This window comes from Nonomuraea sp. NPDC050022, assembly GCF_044460705.1.
In the GTDB taxonomy this organism is placed as follows: domain Bacteria; phylum Actinomycetota; class Actinomycetes; order Streptosporangiales; family Streptosporangiaceae; genus Nonomuraea.
The window spans coordinates 370,164-385,984 of the sequence record NZ_JBITKE010000007.1; the positions used below are offsets into that span (position 1 = coordinate 370,164).

Consider the following 15,821-nt stretch of genomic DNA (forward strand, 5'->3'; position numbering starts at 1 on the left):
AAGGAAGCACACCCAAAGAGCCACCCCGGTGATCCACGGTACCGGCACAAATCGCCAAATGTCCGCCGAATTTCCAGTCCGGCAAGGCCCGGCATGCGCGAGAGCCGCTCCGATGGATAGGGTCTCCGAATTCGACCAGGACAGAGACGTCCAGGACAGAGACCCAGGACAGATAGAAGGGGCCGACCGGTGACCATGCGGAGCTGGCTGCTACACGGGCTGCAGCCGACGTCCGGGATGCACGACGAACATCCCGGCAAGCGTCACTCCTGGTGGCAGGTCATGTGCCTCACAGGTGTCGACTACTTCTCCACCCTCGGCTACCAGCCGGGCATCGCCGCGCTGGCCGCGGGCGCGCTGTCGCCGATCGCCACGCTGATGCTGGTGGCGCTGACGCTGTTCGGCGCGCTGCCGACCTACCGCGTGGTGGCGGCCGAGAGCCCCAACGGCATGGGCTCCATCGCCATGCTCGAACGCCTGCTGCCGAGCTGGTGGGGCAAGCTGCTGGTGCTGGTGCTGCTCGGGTTCGTGGCGACGGCCTTCATCTTCACGATCACACTGTCGGCCTCCGACGCGACCGCCCACATCCTGCAGAACCCGTTCTTCCCCGACGCGCTCGCCGGTCAGCAGGTGCCCATCACGCTGCTGCTCATCGCCGCGCTCGGCGCGATCTTCCTGCGCGGGTTCAGCGAGGCCATCGGGCTGGCCATCGCGCTCGTGGCCGTCTATCTGGCCCTGAACCTGGTCGTCGTCGGCACCGCCGTCGCCCAGGTGCTGTCCCGCCCGGAGCTGGTGGGCGACTGGCAGGACGCGCTCACCGCGGGGCACTCCAGCCCGCTCGCGATGATCGCGCTGTCCGCCTTCGCGCTGCCCAAGCTGGCGCTCGGCCTGTCCGGGTTCGAGACGGGCGTCGCCGTGATGCCGCAGATCGAGGGCGACCTGGAGCAGCGCGTCAAGGGCGCCAAGCGGCTGCTCACCACGGCGGCGTTGATCATGAGCGTGTTCCTGGTGTTCAGCGGGTTCGCCACGGCCGTGCTCATCCCGCACAAGGAGTTCGAGGAGGGCGGCCACGCGGCCGGGCGCGCCCTGGCGTACCTGGCGCACGAATACCTGGGCGACTGGTTCGGCACCCTCTACGACATCAGCACCATCGCCATCCTGTGGTTCGCGGGCGCCTCGGCGCTGACGGGCCTGCTCAACATCGTGCCGCGCTACCTGCCCCGCTACGGCATGGCGCCCGACTGGGCGCGGGCCGTACGCCCGCTGGTGCTGGTGTTCACCGCGATCTCGTTCGTCATCACGATCCTGTTCGGCGCGAACGTCGAGTCGCAGGGCGGCGCTTACGCCACCGGCGTGCTCGCGCTGATCCTGTCGGCCGCGGTCGCCGTCACCATCTCGGTCGCGCGCGCCGGGCGGCGGGGCGCGGCGGCGGCGTTCGGCCTCATCTCGCTGATCCTCACCTACACCTTCGCCGCCAACGTGATCGAACGCCCCGACGGCCTGTCGATCGCGGTGTTCTTCGTCGTGGCGATCATCGTCACCTCGATTATCTCCCGCGCCACGCGCTCCACCGAGCTGCGGGTGACGGGGGTGGCGCTCGACAAGGAGGCCAAGCGGCTCATCGACGAGCTGCCGCCGGGCGAGCTGCGCATCATCGCCAACGAACCCGACGCCCGCGACGAGGCCGAATACGCCGAGAAGGACACCGAGACGCGCCAGTACCATCACCTGCCCGACGACGAGCCGATGCTGTTCCTGGAGGTCACGCTCGGCGACACGTCGGAGTTCGAGTCCGAGGTGCTCGTGCGCGGCGAGGTGCGGCACGGCTACGGGGTGCTGACCGCGACGAGCGCGGCGGTGCCCAACACGATCGCCGCGATCCTGCTGCACCTGCGCGACTCCTCCAGCCGCCGTCCCCACGTGTACTTCCACTGGGCGGAGGGCAATCCGGTGCTGGCGCTGGTGAGATATCTGCTGTTCGGCGGGGGTGACGTGCCGCCGCTCACGCGTGAGGTCCTGCGCCAGGCCGAGGAGGAGCCCGGCCGCCGCCCTCAGGTGCACGTCGGCTGATCCTTTTACCAACCAGACGATCTGTTACGGAACGGCCGCTCCGATCGCCACTCGCCGCACGGAGTGGTTGGCCTCCGGGAATACGGACGATCTGTTACGGCACAGCCGCACCCACCGCCACCCGCCGCACGGGGCGGGTGGCCTCCAGGAAGACGGCCGCTGAACCCGCACGGGGCCGGGCGCCGTTACGCGCGTCTTGTTGGCCATGGCTTCCGTTTGCGCTTGCCATCGGGGGTGAGGCGCTGATCTGATCGGATTATGAGTGCTTATGATGCGGTCTACCAGCGGAGCATCGTGGAGCCAGAGGCGTTCTGGGGAGAGGCCGCCCGGGACATCGAGTGGGATGTGGCTCCCACGATCGTGTTCGACAAGGGGCGCTGGTTCGTCGACGGGCGCCTGAACACCTGCCACAACGCCGTCGACCGGCATGTGGCCGGCGGACGGGGCGAGCAGGCCGCGTTGATCTACGACAGCCCCGTGACCGGGGTCGTGCGGAGCTTCAGCTACGCCGAGTTGCTCGACGCGGTGTCCCGGACCGCCGGGATGCTGCGTGATCTCGGCGTGGTCGCCGGGGACACCGTGGTGATCTACATGCCGATGGTGCCCGAGGCGGTGATCGGGATGCTGGCCTGCGCCCGGCTCGGCGCTGTGCACTCGGTGGTGTTCGGCGGCTTCGCCGCCAATGAGCTGGCCGTGCGCATCGACCACGCCAAGCCCAAGGTCGTGCTCTCCGCTTCCTGCGGGATCGAGCCGGCCCGGATCGTGCCGTACAAGCCGCTGCTCGACACCGCCCTTGAGCAGGCCGAGCACCGGCCGGCGCGCTGCGTGATCCTCCAGCGGCCCGAGTCGCCCGCCGACCTCGCCGAAGGGCGGGATCTGGACTGGGCGGAGACCGTACGCGACGCGGCGCCTGCCGGATGCGTGAGCGTGGCGGCCACCGATCCGCTCTACATCCTCTACACCTCCGGCACCACCGGCGTGCCCAAGGGCGTGGTCCGCGACAACGGCGGGCACGCCGTGGCGCTGCGCTGGAGCATGTCCAACGTCTATGGCGCCGCGCCGGGCGAGGTCTACTGGGCGGCCTCCGACGTGGGGTGGGTCGTCGGCCATTCCTACATCGTCTACGCGCCGCTGCTGGCCGGGTGCACGACCGTGCTGTACGAGGGCAAGCCGGTCGGGACGCCTGATCCGGGCGCGTTCTGGCGGGTCGTGGCCACGCACGGGGTACGGACGCTGTTCACCGCGCCGACCGCGCTCCGCGCCATCAAAAAAGACGACCCATCCGGAAATTTCGCGCAAAAGTGGGATTTGTCGGGTCTGCGGTATCTGTTCATGGCCGGGGAGCGGCTCGACCCCGACACCTACCACTGGGCGTCCGACCTCCTCGGGATCCCGGTCATCGACCACTGGTGGCAGACCGAGACCGGCTGGCCGATCGCGGCCAACTGCGTCGGCCTCGAACCGCTGCCGATCAAGCCGGGCTCGCCGACCAAGGCCGTGCCGGGCTGGGACGTACGCGTCCTGGACCCGGAGGGGAAGGAGTGCCCGCCCGGAGTGGAGGGCGCGGTCGCGATCAGGCTGCCCCTGCCGCCCGGCGCGCTGCCGACGCTCTACCGCGACGACGCCCGCTTCGCGGAGTCGTACCTGTCCCGCTACCCCGGCCACTACCTGACCGGCGACGGCGGTTTCCTCGACGACGACGGCTACCTGTACGTCATGGGGCGCATCGACGACGTCATCAACATCGCCGGCCACCGGCTGTCCACGGGCGCGATGGAGGAGGTCATCGCGGCCCACCCCGACGTGGCCGAGTGCGCGGTGATCGGCGTGAACGACGCGCTGAAGGGTCAGCTCCCGCTCGGCTTCGTGGTGCTCAAGGCCGGCGCCGACCGCGACCCGGCCGAGGTCGAGCGCGAGCTGGTGGCCCTGGTCCGCGAGCGCATCGGCCCGGTCGCCGCCTTCCGCCGCGCCGTCGTCGTGGCCCGCCTGCCCAAGACCCGGTCCGGGAAGATCCTGCGCGCCACCATGCGCGACATCGCGGCCGGCCGTGACTACCGCGCCCCCTCGACGATCGAGGACCCGGCGGCCCTGTCGGAGATCGCCGACGCACTCTAACCCAATCCGGCCAAACCCTCATCCGCCGAAACTCTCCCTCAAGGCGATGGAACGCGCCATCATGGGAATTCCTCTGCTCTTCAGAGACCTGATGACGGAGACCGTGATGACGGAGACCTTGAGCTACGCCGACGCTCTGAAGATCCTCGGCTGCAAGGACAGCAGGCTCGTCAAGGTGATCGACTTCGCCGCGACGGCCGCACTGACCGGATGGGCGCTCGCCGGTGGCGCCGACCTGGCGCTGGGCCTGCGCGATCTGCAGGAGGACGCCGTCCGTTACGGCAACGACGTGGTGCGGCGGGTGCCCGAGTGGCGCGGCGGCGCCGGCCGGTTCGCCCGTACCCAACGGCTGGCCGCCGTGCACGCCGTGGTGATCGTCTCGGCGTACTTCGAGGCGCTCGGCCGGGCCAGCCTGCCGTTCGGGCTGGACCGGCTCGACCGGGACCGCGCGGCCGGCGGCACCCGCGCGGCGGCGTTCGCCGAGCTGGTGGAGAAGCTGCTCACGCGGCCGCTGCCCATGCCGGAGCCCTACCGCCCCTACGCGGAGACCCGTGAGGACGTCGAACACCACTACCGGCGGATGTCGGAGGCCGTGGCCGGGTATGTGCGCGAGGTGGCGGCCTGGGACGAGCTCTCGGCCGACGAGCGCGTCCGCGTCCCCCTCGCGCTCGTGGAGGGACCGTCGGCGCACGCTCTGCGGATCTATGACGAGGACTACCGCTCGCTCACGCTCGACAGCCCCGAGTTCCGGATGTGGAGCCTGGTCACCGAGACGCAGGCGTTCGCCCCCGGGCTGTCGCGCGTGGCGCGGCTGCTGGCGGAGCTGGCGCCGCCGCGCGTGGGCGACCGGCCGATGATCCACCTGGTCAGGATGGCCGCCGCCGCGCTCGACCAGTCGCTCATGGCCGTCGGCAGGGCGCCGGACGACGTCACGCTGCCGCTGCTCGGCGAGGGATACATCAGCCCCCGGTGCAAGGTCGCGGAGATGACGCGCGAGTCCGCGCCGGCGGCGAAGAGCTGGTGGAAGGGCCGGGTGGAGCTGCCCGACGCGGAGGCGTTCCTGGTGGGACACCTCACCTCGCCGCACGCCACCCAGGCGCCCCTGGTGGTGCTGGGCGAGCCGGGGTCGGGCAAGACCAAGCTGACCGAGGTGCTGGCCGCCCGGCTGGCCGCCTCGGAGTTCCTGCCGATCAAGGTGGAGCTGCGCGACGTCGCCGCCGAGTCGTCCGTGATCTCGCAGATCGAGCAGAGCGTTTCCCCCTTACTCCACGAGAAGGTGAAATATCGGGACCTGGTGGAGGCGGCGGAGGGGATGCTGCCCGTCGTCATGCTCGACGGGTTCGACGAGCTGCTCCAGGCCGCCGGCACCAACCGCTACGACTACCTGGAGCAGGTCCAGGAGTTCCAGGACGAGCAGTCACGGCACGGCTGTCCCGTCGCGGTGATCGTGACCAGCCGGACCGTCGTGGCCGACCGGGTCCGCTTCCCTGAGGGCGTGCTCACGATCGAGCTCCAGCCGTTCGAGAAGGAGCAGGTCCGCCAGTGGCTGGAGATCTGGGCGGAGACCAACCGCGCGGTCCTGTCCAGGCGCGGCAGGACGCCGCTGCCGGCCGACGTCGCGCTGGCCCAGGGCGAGCTGGCCAGGCAGCCGCTGCTCCTGCTGCTGCTGGCCATCCACGACGCCGCCGAGAACGCGTTGCAGCGCGACGAGGCGGTCCTCGGCCGCGGCCGCCTCTACGAGTCACTGATCAGGGACTTCGCCTACCGCGAGCTCCTCAAGGACCCCGAGGTGCGGGCGCTGCCGGCCGCCCGGCATGGTGGGTTGGTGGACCGGGAGCTGGTGCGGCTCGGGACCGTGGCGCTGTCGATGTTCGTCCGCGGCCGGGCGGTCGTCTCGGAGACCGCCCTCGACCGGGACCTGCCCGCCCTGTGCGCGGCGCCGGGGGAGGAGTGGGACGGCGAGGGCGGCTGGGCGCGGCGAGCCACCGAGCGGTTCTTCTTCGTGCACATGAACGACCCAGGCGGCACGCAGGGTTATGAGTTCCTGCACGCCACGTTCGGCGAGTTCCTGGTGGCCTGGCTGGCCGTGTACGCGCTGCGCGACCTGATCAGGCGGCACGGCCACGACGAGGAGCTGGCGGGCCAGCTGGTCGACGACGACCTGCTCTACGCGATCACGTCGTTCTCCTGCCTGGCCGAGCGGGGGCCGACGGTCGGCTTCGCCATGGAGCTCATGGGCGCGCTGCCGGCCGAGGTCCGGGCCAGAAGCGTGACGCTGCTCAGCGCGCTGCTGCGTGAGTCGCTGCACGAGCGCCCGCGCCGCTCCTTCCTCGCCTTCCGCCCGGTACGCCATCCCGTGCCGCGCCGCCTGGCTGCCTATTCGGCCAACCTCACCCTCCTGGTGGTGGCCGCGTCGGACAAACCGGTCAGCGTCGCGGAGCTGCTCGGCGACTCGGGGGACTTCGCCCGGTGGAGCTCGTACGCGCATCTTTGGAAGAGCCAGCTCGGCGGGGAGGGCTGGACCGGCCTCATCGGCGCCATGCCGGCCCGTCGCGTCATGGACGGCGGCAAACGCGACATCCGGCTCGGCGGGAGCGGCGAGTCGTGGGAGTTCGAGGGCGCGGGCTGGTGGTTCGGCCGCCCGCGGCCCGCGACGCGCACCAGGGCGCTGGGCCGCTACAAGTCCTACGCCCTGCTGGAACGGCCCTACCTGCTCAACGTCGACGCCGACCTGCTGACCGACTCGCTGCGCGCCGACGACGAGACGCACCCGAGCCTGATCGTCGTGCAGCGGGGGTCCGGCCAGGTGGTGAGCTGCACCCGCCTGGTCGAGGAGGTGCTGATGAACCGGCCGTCGAGCGTCGAGGCCCGCGTCGCGCTGTACGCCGACGCGATCGAGGCGGTCACCGCGTTCCACACGCTCGAGAACCGGCGGCTGCTCGACCTGGTGTTGCGGGCGCTCGCCCTGGAGGGATCGGCCATGCCCTTCCAGGACCGGGCCGGCCTGCTCAGCGGGCTGGCCGGCGATGGCGTCGACCCGGCGCTGTGGCGGCCGCTGCTGGAGTCGATGTTCTTCGAGCGGTCCGACAGCTGGGAGCTCCTCCTGCGGGCGGGCGTCCCGGAAGCGGTCATGCGCGAGGTGCGCTCGCCCTAAGGCGGTCTAAGTCGGCCTCAGGCGGCTGATCGGTCCAGGGGCAGTTCGACCGTGATCGTCAAGCCGCCCTCCTCGCGCGGCCGGGCGACGACCGTGCCGCCGTGGGCCTCGGTGATGACGCGCACGATCGACAGGCCGAGGCCGCTGCCCCGGTCGGAGCGCAGCCGGTCGCCGTGCAGCCGCCGGAACGGCTCGAAGATCGTCTCGATCTCGTACGACGGCACGTGCAGGCCGGTGTTGGCCACGACCAGCTCCACCTGCTCGACGCGCCGCCGAGTCGTCACCCACACCTCGCCCTTGGGCTGGTTGTGCCGGATCGCGTTCTCCACCAGGTTCTGGACCAGCCGCTCCACCAGCACCGCCTCGCCGGTCGTCGGCGCCGCGTCCAGCAGCCGGTGGATCGTCACCTCCCGCTCGGCCGCCTCCTCCGCCGCCTGGTCCAGCACATGCTCGGCCACGTCCGTCAGGTCGAACGGGCGCCGGTCCAGCACCGCCTGCTCGCCCTCGGTCAGCGCCAGCAGTCCGTCGATGAGCCGCTCGTGCCGGGCGTTGACCAGCAGCAGCGACTCGCCGAGCCGTTTGACATCGTCGGTGGCGTCGGGCCGCCGCACCGCCACGTCGACCAGCGTCCGGTTGATCGTCAACGGGGTGCGCAGCTCGTGGGAGGCGTTGGCGACGAAGCGCCGCTGGCCGTCGAAGGAGCGGGCGAGGCGGCCGAGCATGGTGTCGAAGATGCCGGTCAGCTCCTTCACCTCGTCGTTCGGCCCGTCGTACCCGATCCGCTCGGCCAGGTCGTGGCTCTGGGCCACGCGGCGCGCGGTCTCGGTGACCGAGGTGATCGGCCGCAGCACCCACCCGGCCGCCCGCCAGCCCAGACCGAACGCGCCGCCCGTGACGGCCAGCACCGCCAGCGCGCCGATGTTGCGCACGCTGGTCAACGTGTCGCGCTGGTAGGTCGCCACGACCTGGAGGGTCCGGGCTCGCGCCACCTCGTAGTAGTCGTCGTATCTATAGAAGCCCCTGCCGTTGGGCAGGGTGATGGACTTGGGGGTGATGAGATCGGCGCGGTAGGAGAGGTTCGACCGTACGAGGAAGTAGACGGCCGTCAGCAGCAGGCCGCCGCCGATGAGGAACACCACCGCGCAGGCCAGGGCGAAACGCAGACGGACGCTCATGGAATGCGATACCCCGATCCCGGCACGGTCTCGATGACCTGCGGCTCGCCCAGCTTCTTGCGTAACTTCATCATCGTGGTCCGCACCGTGTTCGTGAACGGGTCGATGTGCTCGTCCCACACCTTCTCCAGCAGCTCCTCCGCCGAGACCACCGCGCCCTGCGCCCGCAGCAGCTCGGCCAGCACCCCGAACTCTTTGCGCGCCAGCGGCACATAGCGCCCCTCGCGGAACACCTGCCGGTGCGCCCAGTCCAGCCGCACCCCGGCGCGGGCCAGCATCGGCGGGTCGGCCCGCCTGGCCCGGCGGCCGAGCGCGTGCACCCGCGCCACCAGCTCCTCGAACGCGAACGGCTTGGGCAGGTAGTCGTCGGCCCCCAGCGACAGCCCCGCCACCCTCGCCCGTACGTCCCCGGCGGCGGTCAGCATCAGGATCCTGACCGGCCACCCCCGCTCGACCACCGCCTGACACACCTCGTCGCCGTGCACCAGCGGCAGGTCCCGGTCCAGGATCAGCACGTCATAGTCGTGCACGCCGAGCCGCTCCAGCGCCCCGTCACCGTCGTAGGCCACATCGACGGCCAGCGCCTCCCCCCGGAGCCCCTCGGCGATCGAATCGGCGAGCATGCGCTCGTCCTCCGCGACCAGAACACGCAATGTCGCCCCCATGAAGATCGAAAGTCCCGACAGTCTGCTCCAGCCTGCATAACGCGGACATAACCACTTTTGGTGACGCTCAGGTTAGCGCCGACTCGGTGGACTGCCCTCCCTACGGCCGGGACTCGCCCGGCCTCTCATGGGGGAGAGATGTCATGGTTGCCGCTCTTGTGGCGCCCGCGCGGCCCCGCCTGGCCGATCCGGTCTTGAGGAAGACGGGTCACCGACTGTTCGGGGTGGTCCTGGTGCTGGCCGCGGCGCTGCGCGTGCTGGTCATGCTCGGGTACGACACCGCGCAGGTCTACTGGTACGACTCGTTCACCTACCTGAACACGGCCGTGCACATGAAGCCGCAGGGCGCCTTCCATCCGGCGGGCTACTCGTGGTTCCTGTGGCTGCTGCGCCCCTTCCACAGTGTCGAGCTGGTCGTCGGCGTACAGCACGCGATGGGCCTGGGCATCGGCGTGCTCATCTACGTACTGCTGCGCCGCTGGTCGCTGCCCGGCTGGGGGGCCGCGCTGGCCGCGGTGCCGGTGCTGTTCGACCCGGCGTTCCTGCGGCTGGAGCACGCCGTGCTCTCGGACCTGCAGGTGATCTTCCTCGTCATGTCCGCGCTCACGGTGCTGATGTGGCGTCAGGAGGTGTCGTGGCGGGCCGCCGCGCTGGCGGGGGCGCTGCTCGCGCTGGCCGGACTGACCCGGACCGCCGCGGTGCCGCTGCTCGCCCTGGCCGCGCTCTACCTGCTGCTGCGCCGCACCCCGTGGCGGAAGGTCGTCGTCCTGGTGGTCGCCGGGGCGCTGCCGCTGCTCGCCTACGCGGGCTGGTACGCCCAGTATCACGGCCGGTTCGCGCTGAGCGGCTCCGACGGCGTCGCCCTCTGGGCCCGCACGATGACGTTCGCCGACTGCTCGATCATCAAGCCGCCCGCGGCGGAGGCCAGGCTCTGCCCGAACGGCACCGTCGTCGACGCCGCCTCCGAGTACGTCTGGGCGCCCGGCGCCGCGCTCAACCGGCTGCCCGGCGACCGGTTCGCCTACAACGACCTGGCCAGGTCTTTCGCCCTGAAGGCCATCGCGGCGCAGCCGCTCGACTATCTGCGCGAGATCGTCAAGGACACCTCGCTGGCCTTCACCTGGGAGCCGGTGGCTCATCCCAAGCGGGTGGGCGCCATGTCGAACTTCCCGCACGGCTCGTGGGGGCTGCCGGAGGAGCACGCCCTCATCGGGCAGGTGCGCAAGGAGTATGACCCGGCCATCCGTGGCATGAGCTCGGTCGAGCCGTTCGGGTCCATCCTCGCCGCCTACCCCTATCCGTGGTTCCTGCACGGCACGCTGTTCGGCGTGATCCTCCTGGCGGGGGCGGCCGGGGCGATCGGCCGCCGCCGTCCGGCCCTGCTGCCGTGGGCGTTCGCGATGTTCCTGCTCGTCGCGCCGGTGGCGGCACTGGACTTCGACCACCGCTACGTGCTGCCCGCCATTCCGATCGCCTGCGTGGCCGCCGGGCTGGCCGTACACGGGCTGCCGTGGCGGCGGCGGAATCGCGCGGTGGAGAGTGAGCGGATTACCGTACCGGTGTGATCCGGATTCTGATCGCGGAGGACATGCACATCCTTCGCGAGGCGCTGGTCGAGTTGCTGTCGCTCGAGGACGACATCACGGTGGTGGCGGGGGTCGCCTCGGGCCTGGAGATCGTCTCCGCCGCACTGGAGCACCGGCCCGACGTGGCCGTGATCGACATCGATCTGCCGGGGCTGGACGGCATCTCGGCGGCTGCCGAACTGCGCGGCCGGCTGCCCGGCTGCCGGGTGCTGATCTTGACCGCGCTGGCCAAGCCGGGCGTCCTGCGCCGGGCGCTCGGTGCGCAGGTCGCCGGATTCGTCCAGAAAGACATCCGTCCGGCCGAGCTGGCCGCGGCGATCAGGACCGTCGCCGCCGGGGGACGGGTGGTGGACCCGGCCCTGGCCCTGGTGGCGCTGGAGGCGCCGGAGAGCCCGCTCAGCCAGCGGGAGACGGAGGTGCTGCGCCTGTCGGCCAGCGGGGCCCAGCCCGCCGAGATCGCCGAGCGGCTCTTCCTGACCTACGGCACGATCCGCAACTACCTCACCTCAGCCGTCACCAAGCTGGGTGCTCGCAACCGGGTGGACGCCATCCGGATCGCCACCGAGTCCGGCTGGATCTGAGCCGACTCCCGCTGGGTCTGAGCTGAGTCCGGTTGGGTCTGAGTCGAACTCGGCGACCACCTCGAACCTGTCGCCGGGCAGGCGCACCGCCGTCAACCGCCCGCCGGTGCGCCGCGCCAGGCTGCCGAGCCCGGAGCCGTGATGCCCCGGCTCCGGCGGCGTCGATGGTTGGGTCCGCGTGACGGGCCGGACGCCGTCGTTGACGACACGCAACCGTACGAGTCCGTCGGCGCCGGAGACGGTCAGCTCACAGGTCCGGGCCCGGCTGTGCCGCAGGACGTTGGTGACGGTCTCGCGGAGCGCGGTGGCCACCGCCGTGTCGACCTCGGCCGGCAGCGGGCCCGTCGTGACCCGTGCCCTCGCCTCGATCCCGGCGGCCGTCAGCACCTCTCGCGCCGCGTCCAGCTCGGCCGCCAGCCGCAGCTCGACCCGGTCGCCGGCGATGGACCCCAGCTCCACCAGCGCCTGTTCGACCAGCGACACGAGCGAGGCGAGCTCGGTCCTGGCCCGTCCGGGGTCCGTGTCCAGCAGCCGCTCGGCCAGCTCGCCCTTCAGGGCGACCGCCGACAGGCTGAAACCGAGGACGTCGTGCAGGTCGCGCGCGACCCGGGTCCGTTCCCGCCGTACCGCGGCCTCGGCGAGCTCATGCCGGGCCCGGTCCAGCACGGTGATCAGCCCGGTGAGGCGCCCCAGGCTGTACACCAGCCACGCGAGCATGACGTGACCTCCGAAGTTGGCCAGCGCGTTCAGGATGCCGATGCCGGCGGTGATGCTGTCGTACAGGAGCCAGGCCAGATGCCCGGCCAGGACGGCGCCGGCGATCGCCCACGATCGAGGCGGTCGTACGGTGAGCAGCACCTTGCCGGTGAAGAAGCTCAGCACGCGGTCCCAGGAGCCGGGGATGACCGCGAGGGGCAGCAGGAACAGCAGGCCCTGCACGACGAACGTGACCCGGGTCTGCGGCAGCACCTGCAGGACCACGATCCCGATGAGCCCGAGCAACGCCCAGGCGACCGTCGGCGGGGCGGCGTGCTCCCAGTAGTAGAGGTTGATCAGCACCAGCACGCACTGGATGAGCAGCACCGCGAGCAGGACGAACCGCGCCAGCCGGGGTGACTCGATCCGCGCCGCGGGCTCGGCGATCGGCTCGGCGCGATAGGCGCCGGCCGTCGCCCGCACCTCCGCCAAGGTACGCCGGGCGAGCGCCACGCCCTCACGAATGTCCTGCCGAGCGTCCACCGGCTCTTCCCCGGCCGCATCGCCCACACGGAACGTGGCCGCTTCCCCCATCGGGAACGTGGCCGCTTCCCCCATCGGGAACGCGGCCGCTTCCCCTATCCGGAACGCGGCCGCCTTCCGCATGCGGAACGCGATGGCCCCCAGTTTCCCGCCCAGGACGTTCCGCAACTCGTCGTCCAGTCTCAGGCGCTCCCTGACCAGGGCCGGCCGGGCCAGCTCTCCTTGGGTGTCGTGCAGCCGCCGTGCCGTCCCGACGAGCGCGGCGAGGCTGAACACGATGAGGGCGTCGTCCGCCGTGACGATCACGAACCAGATCGAGTCGTAGACCCCGTACCCGAGCAGCGCGGCCGTCGTGCCGGTGGCGGCCAGGACGAGGGCGAACAGCGGCCAGGCCGGCCGCGCCGGGAGCACGCAGAGCACTCCGGCGGCTACCGTCCACGGCATCCAGTCCCACGCCGAGCCGATCACGAGGAAGGGCAGCAGGTAGAGCAGCACCACTGCCGCCAGCAGCCCGTACCGGACGGCCGGGCGCCGGTGCCGCGCGAGGAGCGCGATCAGCGGCGGGTACGACGCCATCGTCAGCAGCAGCGCGAGCGGGGCGGCGTCGCGCGACACCCCGCTGATCGTGCGGATGTAGACCAGGATGCCGAACGAGGCCCACAGCATGCCCTGGGCGACCCGCAGCGGGAGGTCGTCAGCGGTCCGTGCCAACCCGAGCTCCCGATGAACTATGCAAAATGCATGACCGCCTGATTACAGGGACACTATCGGCGCTTTCCCGGTCGCTGTCACCCTTTGGGGAGATCACCTGGATCCGCTCACCATGACCTGGGTCATGGCCGTACAAGGGCAGGGAGCCTGATGGAGCCCACCAAAGTCTTGCCGATCATCGCGATCGCCTCGCTGGTCACGGTCGAGTTCGGCGGGCACGCGCTGCTGCGCTTCATCACCACCGATCGCGACAAGCTGGGTGAGTTCCGCGAGCGGTTCTTCCGCGCCGGCCACGCGCATGCCGGAGCGTTGCTGCTGCTCTCCCTCGTGTACCTGCTCTACCTGCCCCGTGCCGGTTTCTCCGACGGGCTGGAGTGGCTGACCGGCGGTGTCCTGCTGGCCGGGGTGCTGGCGCAATCGGGTGGATTCTTCCTGCACCTGGCCGTTGGCGAGCAGGGTGCCCGCTCGTCCGGCACGATGGTCACCCGGGCCGGGGGACTGCTCCTCGCCGCCGCGCTGATCGCCCTGGCCGTGGGCCTCGTGGGTGGGGCTTAACACAATGGGAGACATGATGATCTTAGTGACCGGCGCCACCGGCAATGTCGGATCGGCACTGGTGGCCGCTCTGGCTCAGGCCGGGCAGGGGGTGCGCGCGCTCGTACGCGATCCGCGGGCCGCCACGCTGCCGCCCGGCGTCCAGCCCGTCACCGGCGACCTGAACGAGCCCGGCAGCCTGTCCGATGCCCTGAACGGCGTGCGGGGGGTGTTCCTGCTGCCGGGATACGCGGACATGTCAGGACTGCTGGCCCAGATACGGCGGGCGGGGGTGGAACGGGTCGTCCTGCTGTCGGGCGGCTCGGCCGCGCAGGCGGACATGAGCAACGCGGTCTCCCGCTACATGGCGCTGTCCGAGCAGGCCACGCGAGAGGCGGGCGTGCCCTGGACCTTCCTGCGGCCCAGGGCGTTCATGTCCAACGCGCTGCGCTGGCTGCCGCAGCTTCAGGCCGGCGACCTGGTGCGCGTACCGTTCGCCGGGGTGGCGGCCGCGACCATCGACCCCGCCGACATCGCGGCGGTCGCGGCCCTGGCGCTGACGAGCGGCGGGCACGAGGGCCGGATCTACGAGCTGACCGGCCCTGACTCGCTGCTGCCCGCCGACCAGGTCGCCGTGCTGGCCAAGGTGCTGGGCAGGGACCTGCGCTGCGAGGGCCAGCCGGACGAGGAGGCGCGGGCGCAGATGGAGGCGACCACGCCGGTCGAGTACGTCGACGCCTTCTTCAGCTTCTACGTCGACGGCACACTCGACGAGTCCCAGGTCCTGCCGACCGTTCAGGAGGTGACGGGACACCCGCCCCGCACCTTCGAACAGTGGGCGCGGGCACACGCCGACGCCTTCCTCTGATCTCGCCCCTCGTCCGGGTGCCGTCGATCATGGACGCGATTGGTGAGCCGACCGGCGGTTTCCTCGACTGTCCCCCATGCGAGGCTGCCGCTCCAGCGAAATGTTACGTAGTATCCGGACATCACGAGCGTTGGGGGCGCCAGGGTGCCAGGACAGAGCGTGGGTGTGGTCGTCGATCCGGGAGTACCCCCGGAGGTCGCCGGAATGCTGCGTGCGAACGCCCCGCTCCTGTCCAGGATCCGAGCAGGCTGGGTGCCCCCTGCCGTGCAGCCGGTCGAGCGGCGCTGGCCGTCGAGCCTTGCGCTGCTGGCCGCAACACCCCTGGTCGTCGCGCTGATGTCCGCGCTCCTGGCCTCCCCGGTGAAGCCGATCGGCTTCGTGCTGCTGGGCGGCTTCGTCTTCGTCGTGCTCGTCAAGATCGCCTCCATCAACGAGGGGCCGTTACACGACCGCCCCTACGAGCGTGGCGTCTACGAGCGGGCCCGCTGGTACGACGGGCGCTACCTGCTGGCCGACGACTTCGACGCGGAGGCCAAGGTGGTGCTGGCCAGGGCGCAACGGGCGATCGGCGCCGTGCTGCGTTCCCACGTCAACGCCGAAGGACTGCTGGACGACGCGCGCAACGCCGTGATGCTGCCGGAGCAGGAGTGGGAGATCGCCCGGCTGCTGGCCAAGCTCTCGGCCCTGCGCGGTGAGCACAAGGAACTGCTGATCCGCGGCATCGCGCCGGAGGTCGCGGCGGTGATCGAGCCGCTGGATCGCGCCCTGGTCACCAGCGAGGCCGCGGTCGTGGCGCGGGTCGAGGCGCTGGAACGTTACGCCGGGCACGTCGCCGAGGCCGAGCGCGCTTACCACGCCCGCGGCCAGATCGAGGAGCTGCGGGCCCGGTTGCCGCGCTACGAGGAGCTCTTGGCCGAGTCGGGCGCCGACGCGCTGGCCGTACCCGAGATCGAGAAGCTCGCCGAGGACGCCGACGACCTGGAGCGGCTGCTGCGCAGGAGCGTGAGCTCGGCGCACGAGGCGTTCCGCCACCTGGAAGGCTGATGCCGGAACAGACCGTGAGCAGGCGGTTGCGTCTTGTCGTATGACACGTTCCAGCACCTCGCCAGGTGACAATCCCATA

Annotated in this window: 11 protein-coding genes; 8 read left to right on the forward strand and 3 right to left on the reverse strand. The window is 71.0% G+C overall.

Features of this window, described 5'->3' with window-relative positions; translation table 11 throughout:
- The first annotated feature begins 195 nt into the window (after positions 1–195).
- The 3 genes from ACIBO2_RS30770 to ACIBO2_RS30780 all read left to right on the forward strand — a co-directional run bounded on the left by ACIBO2_RS30770 (position 196) and on the right by ACIBO2_RS30780 (position 7,339).
- Positions 196–2,070, forward strand: a complete 1,875-nt coding sequence (locus ACIBO2_RS30770; protein WP_358543061.1) for an amino acid transporter — start codon at positions 196–198, stop codon at positions 2,068–2,070.
- Positions 2,071–2,328: 258 nt separating this feature from the next.
- Positions 2,329–4,185, forward strand: coding sequence for a propionyl-CoA synthetase (locus ACIBO2_RS30775; RefSeq protein WP_358542788.1), 1,857 nt, complete (start codon positions 2,329–2,331; stop codon positions 4,183–4,185).
- Between the two features lie 106 nt (positions 4,186–4,291).
- On the forward strand, positions 4,292–7,339 hold the full coding sequence (locus ACIBO2_RS30780; protein WP_397301333.1) for an NACHT domain-containing protein: 3,048 nt from the start codon (positions 4,292–4,294) through the stop codon (positions 7,337–7,339).
- A 17-nt stretch (positions 7,340–7,356) separates the two neighbouring features.
- Here ACIBO2_RS30780 and ACIBO2_RS30785 read toward each other — a convergent pair whose 3' ends face one another.
- Together ACIBO2_RS30785 and ACIBO2_RS30790 are read right to left on the reverse strand one after the other, a co-directional pair.
- Entirely contained in the window at positions 7,357–8,514 is a 1,158-nt protein-coding gene (locus ACIBO2_RS30785) for a HAMP domain-containing sensor histidine kinase (protein ID WP_358542792.1), read from the reverse strand.
- Positions 8,511–9,167 carry a response regulator transcription factor gene (locus tag ACIBO2_RS30790; protein WP_358542794.1) on the reverse strand — a complete coding sequence of 219 codons (657 nt, stop codon included), beginning with the start codon at positions 9,165–9,167 and terminating at the stop codon, positions 8,511–8,513. The genes ACIBO2_RS30785 and ACIBO2_RS30790 overlap by 4 nt, the downstream gene beginning before the upstream one ends.
- Before the next feature lie 155 nt (positions 9,168–9,322).
- Here ACIBO2_RS30790 and ACIBO2_RS30795 point away from each other — a divergent pair, with 155 nt between their 5' ends.
- Together ACIBO2_RS30795 and ACIBO2_RS30800 are read left to right on the forward strand one after the other, a co-directional pair.
- Entirely contained in the window at positions 9,323–10,744 is a 1,422-nt protein-coding gene (locus tag ACIBO2_RS30795; RefSeq protein ID WP_358542797.1) for a hypothetical protein, read from the forward strand.
- Positions 10,741–11,346, forward strand: a complete 606-nt coding sequence (locus tag ACIBO2_RS30800; RefSeq protein ID WP_358542799.1) for a response regulator transcription factor — start codon at positions 10,741–10,743, stop codon at positions 11,344–11,346. Before ACIBO2_RS30795 ends, ACIBO2_RS30800 begins: the two co-directional genes overlap by 4 nt.
- On the opposite strand, the gene ACIBO2_RS30805 is transcribed toward ACIBO2_RS30800, so the two are convergent.
- Entirely contained in the window at positions 11,272–13,296 is a 2,025-nt protein-coding gene (locus tag ACIBO2_RS30805; protein WP_397301337.1) for a sensor histidine kinase, read from the reverse strand. The two genes, ACIBO2_RS30800 and ACIBO2_RS30805, sit on opposite strands and share 75 nt — an antisense overlap.
- 150 nt (positions 13,297–13,446) lie before the next feature.
- Here ACIBO2_RS30805 and ACIBO2_RS30810 point away from each other — a divergent pair, with 150 nt between their 5' ends.
- The 3 genes from ACIBO2_RS30810 (at position 13,447) to ACIBO2_RS30820 (ending at position 15,742) form a co-directional block, all read left to right on the forward strand.
- Entirely contained in the window at positions 13,447–13,851 is a 405-nt protein-coding gene (locus tag ACIBO2_RS30810; protein ID WP_358542804.1) for a hypothetical protein, read from the forward strand.
- A 13-nt stretch (positions 13,852–13,864) separates the two neighbouring features.
- Positions 13,865–14,698 carry an NmrA family NAD(P)-binding protein gene (locus tag ACIBO2_RS30815; RefSeq protein ID WP_358542806.1) on the forward strand — a complete coding sequence of 278 codons (834 nt, stop codon included), beginning with the start codon at positions 13,865–13,867 and terminating at the stop codon, positions 14,696–14,698.
- A 159-nt stretch (positions 14,699–14,857) separates the two neighbouring features.
- Positions 14,858–15,742: a hypothetical protein gene (locus ACIBO2_RS30820; RefSeq protein WP_358542808.1), complete on the forward strand. Its 885-nt coding sequence runs from the start codon at positions 14,858–14,860 to the stop codon at positions 15,740–15,742.
- The last annotated feature ends 79 nt before the right edge of the window (positions 15,743–15,821 follow it).

Excerpts from the sequence above, each read along its gene's own strand:
- ACIBO2_RS30810 (WP_358542804.1), top strand. The coding sequence starts at position 13,447 with ATGGAGCCCACCAAAGTCTTGCCGATCATCGCGATCGCCTCGCTGGTC.
- ACIBO2_RS30785 (WP_358542792.1), bottom strand. The coding sequence starts at position 8,514 with ATGAGCGTCCGTCTGCGTTTCGCCCTGGCCTGCGCGGTGGTGTTCCTC.
- ACIBO2_RS30775 (WP_358542788.1), top strand. The coding sequence starts at position 2,329 with ATGAGTGCTTATGATGCGGTCTACCAGCGGAGCATCGTGGAGCCAGAG.
- ACIBO2_RS30795 (WP_358542797.1), top strand. The coding sequence starts at position 9,323 with ATGGTTGCCGCTCTTGTGGCGCCCGCGCGGCCCCGCCTGGCCGATCCG.
- ACIBO2_RS30815 (WP_358542806.1), top strand. The coding sequence starts at position 13,865 with ATGATGATCTTAGTGACCGGCGCCACCGGCAATGTCGGATCGGCACTG.
- ACIBO2_RS30780 (WP_397301333.1), top strand. The coding sequence starts at position 4,292 with ATGACGGAGACCTTGAGCTACGCCGACGCTCTGAAGATCCTCGGCTGC.
- ACIBO2_RS30770 (WP_358543061.1), top strand. The coding sequence starts at position 196 with ATGCGGAGCTGGCTGCTACACGGGCTGCAGCCGACGTCCGGGATGCAC.